The following is a 16,549-nucleotide window of genomic DNA, read 5'->3' as shown; positions in this document are numbered from 1 at the left end:
ACATAAAAATCCCCTGTCAATCGATTACACTAACCCGCAAAATTAACATCCTTTTTTTGTGATCCATGCACAAAGATTAGCTAATTGCTAGTCAACCACGTAGCTTCACACATATGAATTGTATAGAATGGGCTCTAAAAACAAGGGGAGATCTCACATGATATCCATCCATAAAGATTATGTACAAATAGCTATCGCCATGTTCAGAACTGGGATTGTCGGCTATGGCGGAGGACCTTCGGTAATTCCATTCATCCGGCATAATGCGGCAGCTCGCTACACTTGGCTAAGTGATGACGAATTCGGGGAGACATTGGCGATTGCAAAGGCACTACCAGGGCCTATTGCCACCAAGATGGCGGCTTATCTCGGGTATAAACTTCGAGGAGTTAGGGGGGGCTATACTGTCAGTCCCGGCACATATTTTACCTAGCTGCCTGGTCATAATCATACTGTTATCAGCTGTGAATTATTTAAGCAGCTCAAGGGTAGTAGCTGGAAAGCGCTCATTGCAGTAATCGCATTCTGGGCTATCAAGCGGCTTAAGGTACATCCTGCCTTAGTCATCTTAGCCGCTTTTACGTATGGGGATCTTGTACTCCGCTACACTGTCTAACTGAACTATTTTAAAATATATTGTGACAATACCGCCTGCACCTCATAAATATTCACAGATTTATTAAAGGTCTTCTTGAGTGGCACAGTGCTGCTGGAAATATAGATACATAGCTCCGCATCCAGATCAAAGTGCCCTGCCGTCTCTACGGAATAATGCGAGATGCTTTTGTACGGGATGGAATGATAATCCGTCTTTTTGCCCGTCAGTCCCTGTTTATCCACTAGAATCAGTCGTTTGTCTGTAAAAATAAACATATCTCTAATCAGCTTGTAGGCTCGTTCAATTTTCTCTTGAGGGGCAAGAATTTGTGCATATTCCCGCTGTACCTCCGCTAGATTTACTTGTGATGCATTGCCCATCAATCCGTCAAAAATCGCCATATAACCTCCCCTTTTCATCTGTTATTTTTTAGTGGCACGTCTCCCCACACATAGAACCATATTATTCCACAATTCATATTCTATGCAGTGTAAAACTTCTATCTGCCATCTTTTTACTTGCTAAATTTCCGATTATTGTTTAGACTGTCATTAAATTTGTTAAGAAAGGGGTGTGGAAGGAATGGATCACAATTGGACCAATAGTGTTATGAGTCGGCTACCTAAAGCGATAGCTGGCATTGCTCATGTAAATGGCGATAACGGGAGAAGTCTGTCCATTTCCATGAATTTAATAACACTACACAATTGTGAAATGCCTTTCCTGCCATCACCCGGACGGATCAGTTAACCGGAGAATGATAAGGCCGTGGGGAAATTTCCCTACGGTCTTTTTTTATGGTTTTTTACAGAATTCCAATTTCGATTTAGGGTTCTGGCGGTGCAAAGGGCATTCTTAAAGGAGAATATATATGATTATTCAATGCCAAAATGTTCAAAAATACCACGGTGCACAGCTCATACTAAATAGCATCACCTTCGATATCCGCCAAGGAGAAAAAATCGGTCTAATCGGCCGCAATGGCTGCGGTAAAACTACGCTTTTCCACTTACTGAATGGCGAAGAGCGCCCCGATCAAGGGCAAATCTCCATTCGCAAAGGTAGTGTAGTAGGAATGCTGGCTCAAATTCAAGAGGTTGCCGAGAAAGAAACCGTATATGAAGTTCTACAGCGTAGCTTTGCTGAACCTTTGCAATGGCAACAACGCCTGCGAGAGCTGGAGCTTGAAATGTCCACCTTCAATACCGGGACAGATGAAACACTATGGAATCGGCTGCTGAAAGAATACGGTAGCCTTCAGGATAAATTTGAGACCGCAGGAGGCTACGAAATTGAATCCACAATTCAGCGAGTGGCCACTGGTTTAGGAATCGACGCTGGGCAATATAGCCGACTCTTCTCCACTCTTTCTGGCGGCGAGAAAACTAAAGTCGGACTGGCAGAGCTGCTGCTGCGTAGACCCGATGTACTCCTACTCGATGAGCCAACCAATCATCTGGACATGAACGCCATCGAGTGGTTAGAGCAGTACTTACAGAGCTATGACGGTACAGTGCTAGCCATTTCCCATGATCGTTATTTCCTCGATGCTGTAGTCAAGAAAGTGATCGAGATTGAGGATGGCGAGGCTTTTACCTTCCATACCAACTACAGCGGCTATCAGGTAGAGAAGGAAACACGTCTGCTTCAACAATTCGCTGATTACCAAGAGCAGCAGAAAAAAATAAAACAAATGCAGGAAAGCATCAAACGTCTCATCGAATTTGGCAATCGCGGGACGCCTCCTAATCCTGCTTTTTACCGGAGAGCAGCCTCCATGCAAAAAGCTCTGGATCGCATGGTGAAGCTTAAACGTCCTATTCTGGAGCGCAAGTCGATGGATTTGCAGCTACAGCAAAATGATCGTTCCGGCAATCAAGTTGTCATTCTGGAGGATGTCGGTAAAGCATATGGAGAGCGGAGCCTTTTTACAGACGCAAATGAAGTCCTTCGCTATGGAGAAACTACGGCGCTTATTGGTGGTAACGGGGCAGGAAAAAGTACACTATTAAGAATTATTTTAGGTCAGGAAACGCCAGATACTGGAAATTGTACACTGGGTTCAAGAGCCGTTGTCGGTTATCTCGCGCAAGAGGCCGTCCCTGAAAACAACAAACAATCTGTACTCCGTTACTTCCGTGAAGAAGCCGGACTAGAAGAGGGCGAAGCTCGCGGACAGCTCGCGCGTTTCCTATTCTATGGTGCCGATGTATTCAAAGACATCACGAATTTATCCGGAGGGGAATGGACCCGCCTGCGTTTCGCTGTGCTGATGCATCGTAAACCGAACCTGCTGATTCTGGATGAACCAACGAATCATCTAGATATTGACTCCCGCGAGGCGCTGGAGGAAGCTTTAGAGGAATTCCCAGGTACAGTACTGGCCGTATCCCATGACCGCTACTTCATTAATCGTCTGTTCCATAAGCTCTGGTCCATTGAAAGTGGACGATTTGGAGTTTTCAACGGCAACTATGAGTATTACAAGGAGAAACAAGCTGAGAAGGCATCAGCATCAGCAGCATCAGCCTCTGTTCCCGATCAACCTAAACCTTCCTCTTCAGAAGGAATAACTTCATCACGCTCCGGTAAGCCTCAATCTAGCGGTTCAGTGAATGTTACTACAGCTAACTCGTCCAGTTCCCGCAAGAAGAGCGTCCACTTCGACTGGGAGAAGGCTATTGCAGAGGTCGAGGAACAGCTTGAGGAAATTGATGTAAAAATGCTAGATCCACAGATTAGTAGCAATGCGGCAGAGCTTGCGGAGCTACTAAAAGAACGCGATATAATGCAAGAGCAACTAGATGAGCTTTATGCGGGTTGGATGGAAACTGCGGGACATTAACGATCATTAAACGAGGAGATACGGATATGAGCAACGAAACGAAGATTAAGCTTTTTTGGGAAGAATATACCCAGCTTTATCCACAAGCAGCGGCTAACTACGAGGCTTGGGCCTTTGGTGACAGTCCTCAAATGGCCGATGAACTATTGGATCTGGTGATCCAAGGGATCAAGACTGGCACCGCTTCGAACTATGAAATTTATGCAATTTCCGACGAGACACTACCTGAAATTGGCCGACACAGTATTCTGCTCGATGGCCACGGTAATCCACAAGCTGTGATCGTTACGACAGATGTGCAAATTACTCCTTTTGATGAGGTAGGCGCTGACTTTGCCTATAGCGAAGGCGAGGATGACAGAACGCTGGAGTCGTGGCGCCATGAGCATGAGAAGTTCTTCTCCAGAGAATCTTTAGCGTTCTTGAAGAAGCCTTTTGATCCAAAAATGAAGGTGGTTTGTGAGAACTTTAGACTGGTATTTACGAAATCATAAGAAACTCAAGAAACTAAAAAGGCGGCCTCTTCCGTTAGGAAGAGACCGCCTTTGATGTATACTATACAACTATTAGAGTTAGATAATAATTAAAATACGGCTCAGCGCCAAAACCCCAGAATCCAGCCAATCACAGAGATCCATAACGGAATGCTGATTAAAATACCCCAAATCAGCCCAGTGGCAATATTGCCCTCTGCAGGACGCACAACATTTTCCTGTTTTAATGGAATGCTCAGCTCTTCTTGTTCCATGCGATCCCCTCCTAAAATTCTTATCGTCACAGTAGAGGAAAAAATGTAGACCGCTCGACCCAAAAACTTAGAATATTGACTTTATTTTAGATATAAAGGCTCAGCGGCTTAACACTGAAAGTGCTTACATAATAATCATTAACCAAAATTTTAATATTTTAAAAACTTCGGTTTACGGAAGTCATTCATCATATGCAAATTCTTAGTCCAATATTACTACTTTTTCTGGATTTCGTAAATATTCAAACATCGTCTGAATCTGCTCTTTGGTATTCCGCTCCACGGAGAGCTCAGGCAGTTCATCTTCAGCAAAAAAGGAAACTTCACTCGTCTCCACCCCTTGCATCGCCTCACCGCCCACAATGCTGCACAAGATAAAAAACTTGTACACATGATACGGCTCCGGAGGATGGTTATGAAATTTCTTATCCAGAACAGCCAGCAAGCGAATTGCCTCTGCCTCAAATCCTGATTCTTCTTGAATTTCTTTAACAACGACCTCACTCGGTGACAGACCAATATCTCCCCAGCCGCCGGGAAGCGCCCACTTTCCATCTAATTTCTCGCGGACCAGCAGGATTCTGTCCCCCTGAAAAACAACACCACGGATATCTACTTTCGGCGTAGCGTAGCCACTCTCACTAGCAAAGGAGAGTCTTATTCTCTCCTTGCTTTCGAATGTATAATTAGCGAGGATGTCTACACTTAGCTCCCGCAAAGCTTGATAACGTTCTATATCGTAGACATCTTTAGCGTAAGTTAGTCCAGTCTGTGCGATGGCCTGTATTTCTTTAGCCCAGGTTAACCATTTCTGCTCCATTGCTGCACCCCTTTAAAAGATCTTCATTAGGATTACTGGCAAAGCATTAAATGACGGGAGAACAAACCTTTTTTTGCTTCACAACGGTCTATAATCGTAAATCCAGCTTCATTAATCATCTCATCCATCGGTTCGATCGCAACGATAACCACCCGATCTGCAATCCGGCGTGCATTCACTAGAATCGCAAACTGTTCCTCAGGTGTAATACTAGAATATAGATTATAAGGCATATCTACAATAGCAACGTCGTAATGTTCTGTGATGTCAGCGATATCCCCTAATGTTACCTCACTTGAGAATCCAAAATGAGCAATATTTGTTCGGGCACCGATCGCGATCTGAGGATTAATGTCACGTCCGACCATGTTGATTCCCATCGACAAAGCCTCTACCATTACTGTTCCGATGCCGCAGCAAGGATCGATGGCTCGTACACCTTCCGGATTCGGAACGGCGATGTTGACCGCTGCTCGGGCAACACGTGTGCTAAGCGCGATAGAATAGCTACGCGGCTTCTTCATTTGACGGAACCACGTAGCCTTGTTTTTATGATAAGAGCCAAAGTACCAGCGCCCACCCAGCGTAACAATACCATATACCAACTGAGGGTGGTTTACATCCGCTTCCCCTTCAATACGCAGCCCAATTTCTCGCTCGATCACTCTACGCTCATCATATTCTATTTTGTCCGCAGGGGACAGATCATTAGTCTTCACAAAAATAACCTTAAATGTCTTGCCGCCAAGCTCCACTTGCTCGGTTTGATCATAAATCTCAGGCAAGCTGTCTCCCTCGTACATAACATCCAATCGTTCTTTAATGAAGGGACTGCGGCTGACATCCACCTCTACCTCACTCTTAAAGATGGAAGAAGGTACTTCCTCTCCAAAAAGACAACGAAGCTCCATCTGACATAGCGATAACTCGTCCTCTGAACAGGTGTAAGTATATATAAATGTGTTGTTTCCACTTTTCTTTTGCAAAATAATCCATCCTCTATTCCAGGTAATTGTACGACTAGCTTACTACTCCTGCATTTCGTGCTGAATATCATAACCTACTCGTGCTTTGGCGATTTCAGCGTTGTTCCTATTGACCCATTCCACTAGGGAAGTTAAAGGATCCAGCAGGGACTCCCCTAAACTCGTCAGACCGTATTCAACAGTCAAAGGCACCGTAGGTGTGACTTTACGCCAAACTATACCGTCTCGTTCTAAATGACGCAGAGTCTGGGTCAGCATCCGTTGTGATATTCCACCAGAACGCCGCTGCAGCTCTTTAAACCGCAGTGCTTTTGCACCTAAGTTCACAACAATGAGTACACTCCATTTGTCCCCAATCCTATCCAGAATTTGACGAGTGACGGAGTAGTCCTCTAACGTTGGCATTAGCCGAATGGGTTCGTCTCTTGAATGTTCCAAAGTGGTTACCTCCATGTAACTTAAGCATGTAATCGCACTTTTGTATCTCTTGAGCTTATCCAGCTTATCATGGTTACTGTTAGTAATCAACAACCGGAAAAGAACTAATCTTTACGAAAGGAAGCGCCTGTCACGATCATCAGATAAGACATCTTTCCGATCGCTTTTGATCCATAGTGAGTTCTCCAGTATAATGATTCCTATAGAATGCTAAACAAGACGGTCACGTATGGCAATTAAGCTCATAGCCGGTTTTGCGCAGCAAAACTTAAGGAGGTACATACACACTATGTCATATGAAACGTATTTTTCAACACACCGGGATGAACATCTCGAAGAACTAAAACAATGGCTCAAGATTCCAAGTATTTCTGCCTTGTCTGAGCATAAGGACGATGTACTAGCTGCAGCCCATTGGCTGACAGACACACTAAAGAAAGCCGGACTTGAGAACATTGAGCTTCATCCGACAGCGGGACATCCCGTCATATATGCTGACTATCTTCATGCTCCGGGTAAGCCTACCATTCTTGTATACGGCCACTACGATGTGCAGCCAGTAGATCCGCTGAACCTGTGGACTACACCTCCGTTTGAACCAGAGATCCGTGACGGCAAGCTGTATGCACGTGGCGCAACGGATGACAAAGGGCAAGTATTCATTCACCTCAAAGCGATTGAAGCAATCCTGAAACAAGAAGGTACTCTTCCTGTTAACATCAAGCTCTGCATCGAAGGTGAAGAAGAAATCGGCAGCGCAAATCTCCCTCCATTCCTGGAAGCTAACAAAGAGAAGCTGGCTGCGGATGCGGTGCTAGTCTCGGACACTTCCCTGCTGGAACGCGGTCGCCCTGCAATTTGCACAGGACTACGTGGCCTAGGATCACTTGAAGTGAGCGTAACTACAGCTCTAACAGACCTGCACTCCGGTTCTTATGGTGGTGGTGTTCCGAATGCACTGCACGCTCTCGTGTCCCTGCTCAGCTCCCTTCATGACGACAAAGGTCGTGTTTCTGTAGAAGGCTTCTATGATGGTGTACCTGAACTTTCTCCAATGCTACGAGAGGAATTCGTGAAGCAAGGCGTGAATGAAGATAAGATTCGCGAAGGACTTGGACTTGACGCATTATACGGTGAAGAAGGTTATTCTTTTGTAGAACGTATTGGTGCTCGCCCTACACTTGAGCTTAACGGTGTCTATGGGGGCTTCCAAGGTGAAGGAAGCAAGACCGTTATTCCAAAAGAAGCACATGCCAAGATTACTTGCCGTCTCGTTGGCGATCAGGATCCACAGCATGTTCTTGATGCCGTTGAAGCGCATCTGAAGGCTAATATTCAAACCGGAGCGAAAGTCCATGTGCAGCAAATGGAGAAGGCGCGTGCCTTTAACATCGATCCATCGAACCCTATTCTGCAAACTGCAGCAGACGCTTACGGCAAAGTATACGGAACCCGTGCCCTCTTCACCAAAGACGGTGGCTCCATTCCGATCATGGAAAGCTTCTCCCGTGTACTTGAAGCACCAGTGGTCCTGATGGGCTTTGGCCTTGATGATGAGAACCTGCATGCACCGGATGAGCATTTCAACCTTGAGAACTTTGATAAGGGACTGCTCACCATTGTTGAGTTCTTGAAGACTGTTTAAGATCAAAGGGTAGTTAAAAAGCCAGGCTCCCCCTTCGTGGAGGAGCCTGGCTTTTTGATGAACAATATCATTAAACAAAGCAATAAAAAAATCCTTGCATCGCAAGGAATTGGAAGTTTAAATTATGGAGCGGGTGATGGGAATCGAACCCACGCTATCAGCTTGGAAGGCTGAAGTTCTACCATTGAACTACACCCGCATTAGAAAGTGAGTACAAGAGATATTGTATCACCCCTATAAATAAAAATCAACAATTTTCTGTTCAAGCATAAACGCCTCCGGAGTCCTAATAAGGACGGTAAGCGTTTAAGCAAGAAATATAAGACATAGAGTATGGTGTGAAACTTATACTCTCTTATATTTTACAAGGAAGCGCCGAGGGGAGCCTTTTTCAAAAACGCTGTTTCAAATTCAGCTGCTTGAATAGGTTTACTGAACAAAAACCCTTGAGCTTCATGGCAATGCTGCTCACGCAAAAACTGCAGCTGCTCCTTGTTCTCCACCCCTTCTGCGGTAACTTTAAGCTTTAAATGATGCGCCATAGAAGTAATCGTGGAGACTATTGCCGCATTATTACTATCCTCCATAACCTCGGAGACAAACGATCTGTCAATCTTTAGCCTGTCGATCGGCATATTCTTCAAATAGTGCAGTGAGCTGTAACCTGTACCAAAATCATCAATGCTAATGAACACACCTAGCTCTTTCAAGCGCTTCAGCTGATCAAAGGCCGTTTCTTTATCCAACGTCATACTCTCTGTAATTTCAAGATCAACATAACATGGATCCAAACCAATATCGGTCAGAATGGAATGAATTTTACCAGCCAGATTCGGCTGAAGGAATTGACGCATAGATAAGTTGATAGATACGCATATCGGCTGGTAGCCTGCTAACTGCCACTGTTTATTTTGCAGGCATGCCGTCTTCAGTACCCATTCCCCAATTGGAACAATTAGCCCACTATCCTCAGCTAATGGAATAAATTCATTAGGTGAGACAATACCACGCTTAGGATGATTCCAGCGCAATAAAGCTTCCATTCCTACAATCTCTTCCGTCTCCAGCTGCACCTTGGGTTGATATACGAGATAGAACTCATCACGTTCAAGCGCTCTTCGCAGGTCATTTTCCAGCTTCAGTCGTTCCTTTGCTTTCATCTGCATGGCTGGGATATAACGGCGAATCTCCACGCCTTGCTCCTTCGCATTATGAACAGCAGTATCCGCATTTTGAATGAGATGTTCCGCAGTTTCCCCGTCACCAGGATAAATACTCATCCCCAAGCTGAGTGAGATATGGTACTCACCAGATTCTATATTAACGGGTGCTTCAAATAATCTGAGCAACTCTGTAGCTCGTGCCAAGCATTCTCCAAGACTTGCTCTTTCTGTCATTAAAAAAGCAAACTCGTCCGCTCCCATACTATACAGCTCTTCACTGGATCTAGCCTCAATACTAAGACGCTCAGACACTAATTTCAATAAAAGGTCTCCGGCATAATGACCCAGAGAGTCATTTATATTCTTAAAATGATTAATATTCATAATAGCCAAAGCTGAGAATTGATCACTCGTGTCTGTCTCTCCAGCATCAATCATTTCTTCTACACGCTGTGTCAGCCGACGTCTATTTGGAAGTCCTGTTAAATCATCATGATAGGCCAAATAATTGATCCGTTCTTCGGCCAACTGTTTCTCGTAAAATGGCTCTTCAATCGTCAGGCGATACACGCCGGTAAGTAACTGGTAATAAGCAATTCCGCTACATAACATCCCAAAGAGATCATCAATATTCCCCCCACTTAAGGGAGTCATAAAGAAAGCCTGTCCTAGCGAGAAAAAGATAAGTGCCCGAATAATAACAAGCAGCGAAGCTGACTTTTCATTATTCCCAGGAAATACGATGACAGCAACACCTGCTAAATAAACAAAAAGTACTGCCAGATCAACGAATTGTTTAATTGTACTCATCCAAGGCTTAGTAAATAACTCAGGCACTGCCGAATGGATAAATACAAATAATGCGATGAAGAGCACAATCAACATGAAGGCGATTCTGAATACATTTCTTTTTTCGGCAACGGTCACAGGTTTGTCTTCTCTACTAAAAATGAACAAAATGCCCAGTCCGCTGGATAGTCTTGAAAAGGTAAGCAGCCACCTTGATTCCTCAGGGGTTATAAACGATGAAATCAATGGAAATGCTACAAAGCCGAGTGTATGCAAGAAATCAATAATACATATTCCACCAAAAAGAGCAGCGACATATAATCTTCCTTTAGATAATCTGCTAGAGAAGAACAACCAACCCTGTGCAAATATCGCAAATCCAAAAGCAACAGTACAGCATCCGACAATGAGATAGAGTGCAGAAATAATATCCCAATTGTCCAATCGGTTTAGCGATGTATGGAAAATTTGAATGAATAGGAACAGTAAGGCTCCTATAATAGCCGCTTGAATGGTCTTTTTCTCTTCTTGTCTCATAGGTCCCTCGCGTCTGAAAATGATGTCGATTATTAAGCAACTATGTATAGTCTTGTCCTATGTATAAATATCGGCTAGATCGGTCTTTAAAGTTACATTTCTTTTGTGCGGTAGTATTTTTATAGCGATTATTCATAAATCTTGCATAAATATAAACCATTTTCTTCTAGCAGGCAAGCAAAAATACCTTCAGGCTTCTTATTAGAACTTTAAGCATTTTAGCGAAAAAATATTAGAATCATTTATCATAGAAACTTATAGAAATTTTATTTTTATTCAAAAAAAAGCACTTCCCCCTACGAACGGGTTCAGTGCTTCTGAACAACAGGTTTATTTATCTCCGAAGTTAACCTCTGGTGTTGTAAGCTTATCATAGAAATCAACCGCTTTATCCTTATCCGCCGATGCGCGAAGCGCCATTGCTGAACGTGGATGCTCATCAAGCGTACCAGTGATCATGTAAGGAATGATATAGCCCCACTCTTCTTTTTCACGTAAAGGAATCATCAGGCGTTCAATGATATCAATGACAGGACGCAATGTGTAGCGTGTATTCTTCAAATGAGTCACTAGCAGCTCTGTAGGACAGTTCCCCGCAGCACGTCCCATTCCATAACAGGAAGCGTCCAACAGCTCTACACCTTTCTCAGCAGCAATCAACGTATTGGAGAACGCCAGTTGAAGATTATTATGCGTATGTACGCCCAGGCGTTTGTTTGGCAAATGAGTTTTGAACTTCTCCACTAAGTAATTGATGTCGTTGTGATCTAGACTACCGTATGAATCCACAATGTATACCACATCAACTACACTCTCACGAATCATTTCGAAAGCTTCTAATAATTCATTCTCCATTACATTCGACAAAGCCATAATATTGATTGTTGTCTCATAGCCTAGATCATGGAAGGTTTGTACCAGCTGTAAGGCTTTCTCCACATCTTTGCTATAGCAAGCTACCCGAATCAGATCCAGCATACTTTCGCTGCGAGGTAAAATATCATTTTCATCCACACGACCGATATCAACCAAAGCGGAAAGCTTCGTATGTCCCTTTTGCGGGATAACTTTACGTAAGAAGTCATCGTTCAGAAAACGCCATGGTCCAGCACCTTCTGCTCCTTTGAGCAGTTTAGGGGAGTTTTTATAACCGATTTCCATATAGTCAACACCAGCCTCATTCAAGCCGGCATACAAATTTTGCACAAATTCCACGCTGAAATCCCAGTTGTTAACGAGCCCCCCATCGCGAATGGTGCAGTCAACAATTTTACATTGATTAGTCTTCATAATTATCTCCCTTCAATTCCTGCAATCATCGTATGTGCTATTGCAATCATTATAACCTCTAGCATAGCTTTACTATGCAATTTATATCGTTCAATCATACTTTAATGAAGAATAAATTGTAAAGGTATTTCGCCTTTAGCACTTTAAAGTAATTACCACAGTAAGTCAGGGACAAATGTCACAGTATACAAACACTTAAAAATGCTACATTACAAGAAAACAGTTGAGATTGATTCTCAATCTCTTTTGGAGGGATTACAATAGCTACTTCTACCTGCTGTTCCTTACTGCAATTACAACCTGGTGCTGCTGGAAATATTCATAAAATAGAAGGGATGAACCCTGTTCTACGCCGGCGTCTTGCTGATCTCGGAGTGTCAGAAGGTGTGAACATCCGTCTTAAAGGAAAGGGGCCTTTTTGGGGACCGATTACGCTAGAATGTAACGGCCAGCTGTTCGCCATACGCCGCAAAGAAGCTTCTCTGATTGAGGTGAACGTATCTTGAGTTCTATAGCTCTTGTGGGCAATCCCAATACAGGTAAGACCTCTCTCTTCAATACATTAACGACTTCATATGAATATGTAGGTAACTGGTCAGGCGTTACGGTTGAGAAAAAGATCGGAAATCTGAAGAACGGGGCAGGCAAGCTCATTGATTTGCCCGGCATCTATTCTCTTCACCCACTCTCCCGTGATGAAGGGGTCGCAGCCCAATATCTGATAGAAGAATCCCCTGAAGCATTAATCAATATCGTGGATGCATCCCAGTTGGAACGTAATCTGCTGCTCACACTTCAACTACTTGAGTATGGCAAGCCCACTGTACTCGGTCTTAATATGATTGATGTCGCTAATGCGCGTGGTATTCATATTAATCAAACCATTTTACAATCAAGATTGGGTGTCACCGTCCTCCCACTCATAGCAAGAACCGGTAAAGGCAGCGTACAGATGCTCAGCATCCTTGAGGAATCATCAGCTATTCCTGCTGTAAAGTTCAAGCTGAATTATGGTGAGGTAGTCGAGCGAGCGATATCTTCTATAGAAAAGAAATTACGTTCTATAAAAGATCTGCCCAATCATCGTTGGGTCGCTCTACAGCTCATGGAGCAGAATCCGGTTATACTTCAGTTTTTGAAGTCGCGTATAGACGTTACGGGACTGCTAAATATCTGTGAGTCTTGTCAGAGTGAGCTACAACTCAAAAAACTCGCCCTGACACTCCCGCAATGGATTCGTTCGAACCGTATGGAGTATATTCGCAGTATTTGTGTCGAAGTCCTTGATACGACAGCTCAGAAGCCCCATAACTTAACTGAAAGACTAGATTCGGTATTGACTCATCGATTTTTGGGACTGCCCTTATTCATTTTCTTTATGTATGCTCTCTTTAAGACTACATTTGACTGGGTTGGCGGCCCCCTATCGGATATCTTAGATGGCCTGATATCCGGCCCTATTAGTGATGGAACGAACTCTCTGCTTCAGACCATTGGAGCTTCAGGCTTCACGCATGCGTTGATTGTGGATGGCATCATCGGCGGTGTAGGAGGCGTACTGGTCTTTGTTCCGCAAATCTTCATTCTCTTTCTGATCATTTCCTTCCTAGAGGATTCCGGATACATGGCAAGGGTCTGCTTGTTGATGGACAGCACCATGGAACGAATGGGACTGAACGGAAAAGCATTCATTCCATTTATTATTGGTTTTGGTTGCAATGTACCGGCCATTATGGCGGCGCGAAGCATCGAACAGCCCAAAGACCGCATGCTGACAACACTGTTAATGCCGCTGATGTCTTGTTCTGCAAGATTACCTGTTTATGCATTATTCGCAGTTGTATTCTTCCCTGAGCAACAAGCGTTTGCCGTACTCTCTATGTATGTTATGGGTATTGTTTTTGCCCTAATTCTTTGTAAGGTATTCTCTAAATACTTATTCAAGAATGAATCCTCTGTCTTCATTATCGAACTCCCTCCTTACCGTATGCCGCAGATCAAAACCTTATCGCGCAGCACTTGGGAGAAGGGCAAAGGTTTCCTTCGTAAGGCAGGAACGATTATTCTTGCTGGATCAGCGATTATTTGGTTTATGTCTTATGCTGGTCCTGGCGGATTTGATGTAGAAATGGATCATAGCTTCCTAGCGAAATTCGGAGGCATGATTGCACCACTACTGGAACCGCTTGGTTTCGGAACGTGGCAGGCTGGCTCTACCTTGGTTCCAGGATTTTTAGCGAAAGAGGTTGTTGTGTCCACGATGAATATCATCTATCACGCACCGGATACCGCTGGATTAGAGAATCAAATCTCACAAGTCTTTACCCCGCTGAGTGCAATCAGCTTTATGGCCTTTATTCTGTTATATATTCCTTGTCTGGCCACGGTAGGGGTTATCAAAAAGGAAACCGCCTCTTGGAAATGGACTTTCTTCTCCATGGGCTATTCTCTTGCTCTGGCGTATATCGTATCTTTTGTTATTTTTCAAGGTGGGCGATTATTAGGCTGGTCGTAGGACTTGTAATTTGTTAATTTTCTTAATGAAAGTGGGGCACCGTAATGATAAATGTTCTGATCGTCACTCTGATCTTCGGTTATTCAGGCTGGATCATCTATCGACATGTGCAAAAGGGCAAGCAAGGCGCTTGCGCTGGCTGTGATAAGGGCAAGACCTGTTCTGCAGCGTCTTTAGATTCTCCCCTCTCCTGCTCTTCAACACCTGTTAACAAGAAGAAGTAGGCTTGTATTATGTGCAATAAATAAAGTTCTTTCGTTTAGTCTCCTTTACTAACGGGTATGTTTGTTATAAGTAACTACAGACAATCCCAAGGAGGTAATTCCTATGAACACTAAAAAAACGTTATTTACAACGGTCGCATTAGGAGCTGCATATCTACTCAAGAATAAGGGAACTCGCGATAAAATTATGAACGGTATTCAATCCTTCACTTCTCAATCGAAGGCCAAAAAATCCAGTCGCACTGTTTAAGCTTCTTATTTCTTGAATTCCAGCAAAGGGAGAGGTGCCTCCTAAACCAGAGTCTGGTTTAGGAGGCACCTCTTATTGTTTATGAAGAGCTGATCATTCGCTTTCGCTGAGCAACCACTGAATCAATGTGCGAACCATGACTCCTGTACCGCCTCTAGGATTAACTCCACGTTCTTTAGAAAGAAATGCGGTTCCAGCAATATCTAGATGTATCCACGGTAGACCTTCCGCAAACTCCCCTACGAATAACCCAGCCGTAGTGGCTCCACCGAATCTTCCTGCGGTGTTACGGATATCGGCCACTTCACTCTTTAGCATGTCGCGGAATTCCGGGTAAGCCGGAAGCTGCCATATTTTTTCACCCGAAACATTAGCTGCTGTCAGAAACTGCTCCATAAATTCCTCGTTGTTAGTAACAGCACCTGTAGCTATATCTCCCAATGTTGACAGCACTGCACCTGTCAGCGTAGCAACATCAATAACACGTTTCGCTCCCCATTCCCGAGCATAGGTCAGCGCATCGCCAAGTACAAGTCTGCCTTCTGCATCGGTATTCAATACTTCTATGGTTCTTCCGCTCATTGATGTAATGATATCCCCGGGTTTAAAGGCATTAGCTGAAGGCATATTCTCAGCAGATGGAATGATCATTACGACATTAATTCGTGGACGTAATCGGCCTAATGCCTCCATTACTCCAAGCACAGCCGCTGCGCCTCCCATATCACTGATTAATTCTTCCATGCCTGGGGCTCTTTTTAAGGAAATTCCCCCCGTATCAAAAGTAATCCCTTTACCGACCAGCCCTACTACATTATCCCAGTGCCCCGTTCCCTGGTAACGGATGACGATCATTCGCGGAGGGTTAACACTTCCTTTTCCCACTGCGTGCAAACCGCCCATTCCTTTTTGCTCAATTTCGCGTTCATCCAGTACTTCGGAAGGAAATCCATAACGTTCAGCAACTTCTATAGCGGCCATAGCAAGGTCAGATGGAGTCAGCATATTGCCTGGCATATTCGTCAAGTTACGCGCCAAATTCGTAGCCTCACCAAGCGCGAGCCCTTTCTGAATGCCCAGACTCCAATCTTGCTCGATAGCAACCGCTGGCTTTTTCTCCATTGTGAAAATTACTGAGTTTGGACCTGTATATTGAGATTGCTCCTGCTTATAAGTGGGACGTCGATAAGAACCGAGTGATAACCCCTCAGACAACGCGTAGGCAATAGATCCGATATCCCTTTCTACTGTTAGCTCCTGAATATCTTCAGCCACCTGAAATACTAGCTGTATCGCCTTCAAACGAAGGGCTGCACGTGCGACCTGAACTCCCATTTGACGTAGATCTTCAGACGTAAGAAGTTGGTCCCCCTTACCCACCAAAATTGCAACGGGACAACCGGATGGATGTTCTAAAGGTAGTACATAAGTCTGATTCAGCTTCCCACTAAATAGTCCTGCCTTCGCCAATAGGCGAATTCTGTCATTCCATTGCTCAGAGACACCACCATGCTCTGTCTCCGTCTCAGAAATGATAAGGACAAGGGCATCACCCTTAATTTCATTAATGGTTCTGGCACTGTTAAACTCTATATTCATCGTGAATACCTCCATTTGTCTCCCAAAGCGAATCCCCATTGTAACATAAGTAAGGCCGATCTCTGCATCTGTATTATCCGCAGGGATCAGCCTCTTAACACT

General features: G+C 44.1%; 16 protein-coding genes, 1 tRNA gene and 1 pseudogene. 9 read left to right on the top strand and 9 right to left on the bottom strand.

Annotated features, from left to right (window positions below; genetic code table 11):
- Positions 1-157: 157 nt before the first annotated feature.
- A pseudogene (locus ACN6KS_RS06860) lies at positions 158-500 on the top strand (chromate transporter); the annotation flags it as partial.
- A gap of 121 nt (positions 501-621) precedes the next feature.
- On the opposite strand, the gene ACN6KS_RS06855 reads toward ACN6KS_RS06860, so the two are convergent.
- Positions 622-999 (bottom strand): PH domain-containing protein, encoded by a 378-nt coding sequence (locus tag ACN6KS_RS06855; protein WP_076298221.1) that lies wholly within the window; start codon positions 997-999, stop codon positions 622-624.
- Positions 1,000-1,180: 181 nt separating this feature from the next.
- On the opposite strand from ACN6KS_RS06855, the gene ACN6KS_RS06850 reads away from it, so the two are divergent.
- From ACN6KS_RS06850 to ACN6KS_RS06840, 3 genes are all read left to right on the top strand, one after another.
- Positions 1,181-1,348, top strand: coding sequence for a hypothetical protein (locus tag ACN6KS_RS06850; protein WP_156114741.1), 168 nt, complete (start codon positions 1,181-1,183; stop codon positions 1,346-1,348).
- Positions 1,349-1,469: 121 nt separating this feature from the next.
- Entirely contained in the window at positions 1,470-3,443 is a 1,974-nt protein-coding gene (locus ACN6KS_RS06845; RefSeq protein ID WP_440961643.1) for an ABC-F family ATP-binding cassette domain-containing protein, read from the top strand.
- Positions 3,444-3,469: 26 nt separating this feature from the next.
- Positions 3,470-3,937, top strand: a complete 468-nt coding sequence (locus ACN6KS_RS06840; RefSeq protein WP_440961642.1) for an ASCH domain-containing protein — start codon at positions 3,470-3,472, stop codon at positions 3,935-3,937.
- Positions 3,938-4,038: 101 nt separating this feature from the next.
- On the opposite strand, the gene ACN6KS_RS06835 is transcribed toward ACN6KS_RS06840, so the two are convergent.
- The 4 genes from ACN6KS_RS06835 to ACN6KS_RS06820 form a co-directional block, all read right to left on the bottom strand.
- Positions 4,039-4,191 carry a hypothetical protein gene (locus tag ACN6KS_RS06835; RefSeq protein WP_179281637.1) on the bottom strand — a complete coding sequence of 51 codons (153 nt, stop codon included), beginning with the start codon at positions 4,189-4,191 and terminating at the stop codon, positions 4,039-4,041.
- Between the two features lie 202 nt (positions 4,192-4,393).
- Complete coding sequence (locus ACN6KS_RS06830) at positions 4,394-5,011, bottom strand: NUDIX hydrolase (RefSeq protein ID WP_094877435.1); 618 nt, start codon at positions 5,009-5,011, stop codon at positions 4,394-4,396.
- Between the two features lie 32 nt (positions 5,012-5,043).
- On the bottom strand, positions 5,044-5,997 hold the full coding sequence (locus ACN6KS_RS06825) for a TRM11 family SAM-dependent methyltransferase (protein ID WP_440961641.1): 954 nt from the start codon (positions 5,995-5,997) through the stop codon (positions 5,044-5,046).
- Between the two features lie 42 nt (positions 5,998-6,039).
- A complete protein-coding gene (locus tag ACN6KS_RS06820; protein ID WP_256989872.1) occupies positions 6,040-6,435 on the bottom strand; it encodes a winged helix-turn-helix transcriptional regulator in 396 nt (131 codons plus the stop codon).
- A gap of 289 nt (positions 6,436-6,724) precedes the next feature.
- On the opposite strand from ACN6KS_RS06820, the gene ACN6KS_RS06815 reads away from it, so the two are divergent.
- Positions 6,725-8,080: a dipeptidase gene (locus tag ACN6KS_RS06815; RefSeq protein WP_094871280.1), complete on the top strand. Its 1,356-nt coding sequence runs from the start codon at positions 6,725-6,727 to the stop codon at positions 8,078-8,080.
- 125 nt (positions 8,081-8,205) lie between these two features.
- On the opposite strand, the gene ACN6KS_RS06810 is transcribed toward ACN6KS_RS06815, so the two are convergent.
- From ACN6KS_RS06810 to ACN6KS_RS06800, 3 genes are all read right to left on the bottom strand, one after another.
- Positions 8,206-8,279 (bottom strand) — tRNA-Gly (locus ACN6KS_RS06810).
- Between the two features lie 163 nt (positions 8,280-8,442).
- Positions 8,443-10,569: a putative bifunctional diguanylate cyclase/phosphodiesterase gene (locus ACN6KS_RS06805; RefSeq protein WP_094878071.1), complete on the bottom strand. Its 2,127-nt coding sequence runs from the start codon at positions 10,567-10,569 to the stop codon at positions 8,443-8,445.
- A gap of 330 nt (positions 10,570-10,899) precedes the next feature.
- The gene (locus ACN6KS_RS06800; protein WP_170880320.1) at positions 10,900-11,859 is read right to left on the bottom strand and encodes an aldolase catalytic domain-containing protein; all 960 of its coding nucleotides are present in this window, start codon (positions 11,857-11,859) and stop codon (positions 10,900-10,902) included.
- A 335-nt stretch (positions 11,860-12,194) separates the two neighbouring features.
- Between ACN6KS_RS06800 and ACN6KS_RS06795 the strand changes: the two genes are divergently transcribed.
- The 4 genes from ACN6KS_RS06795 (at position 12,195) to ACN6KS_RS06780 (ending at position 14,848) form a co-directional block, all read left to right on the top strand.
- Complete coding sequence (locus ACN6KS_RS06795; RefSeq protein ID WP_231573393.1) at positions 12,195-12,365, top strand: FeoA family protein; 171 nt, start codon at positions 12,195-12,197, stop codon at positions 12,363-12,365.
- The gene (feoB, locus tag ACN6KS_RS06790) at positions 12,362-14,374 is read left to right on the top strand and encodes a ferrous iron transport protein B (protein WP_094869965.1); all 2,013 of its coding nucleotides are present in this window, start codon (positions 12,362-12,364) and stop codon (positions 14,372-14,374) included. Before ACN6KS_RS06795 ends, feoB begins: the two co-directional genes overlap by 4 nt.
- A gap of 44 nt (positions 14,375-14,418) precedes the next feature.
- The gene (locus tag ACN6KS_RS06785) at positions 14,419-14,598 is read left to right on the top strand and encodes a FeoB-associated Cys-rich membrane protein (protein WP_094869964.1); all 180 of its coding nucleotides are present in this window, start codon (positions 14,419-14,421) and stop codon (positions 14,596-14,598) included.
- Positions 14,599-14,701: 103 nt separating this feature from the next.
- Positions 14,702-14,848, top strand: coding sequence for a hypothetical protein (locus ACN6KS_RS06780; protein WP_179281580.1), 147 nt, complete (start codon positions 14,702-14,704; stop codon positions 14,846-14,848).
- Between the two features lie 93 nt (positions 14,849-14,941).
- Here ACN6KS_RS06780 and ACN6KS_RS06775 read toward each other — a convergent pair whose 3' ends face one another.
- Entirely contained in the window at positions 14,942-16,447 is a 1,506-nt protein-coding gene (locus ACN6KS_RS06775) for a leucyl aminopeptidase (RefSeq protein WP_440961640.1), read from the bottom strand.
- Positions 16,448-16,549 lie beyond the last annotated feature (102 nt).

Source organism: Paenibacillus nitricinens (assembly GCF_052056485.1).
Classification (GTDB): domain Bacteria; phylum Bacillota; class Bacilli; order Paenibacillales; family Paenibacillaceae; genus Paenibacillus_AQ; species Paenibacillus_AQ nitricinens.
Note: the sequence above shows the minus strand (reverse complement) of the source record. Positions and strands in the feature narration are given on the sequence as shown.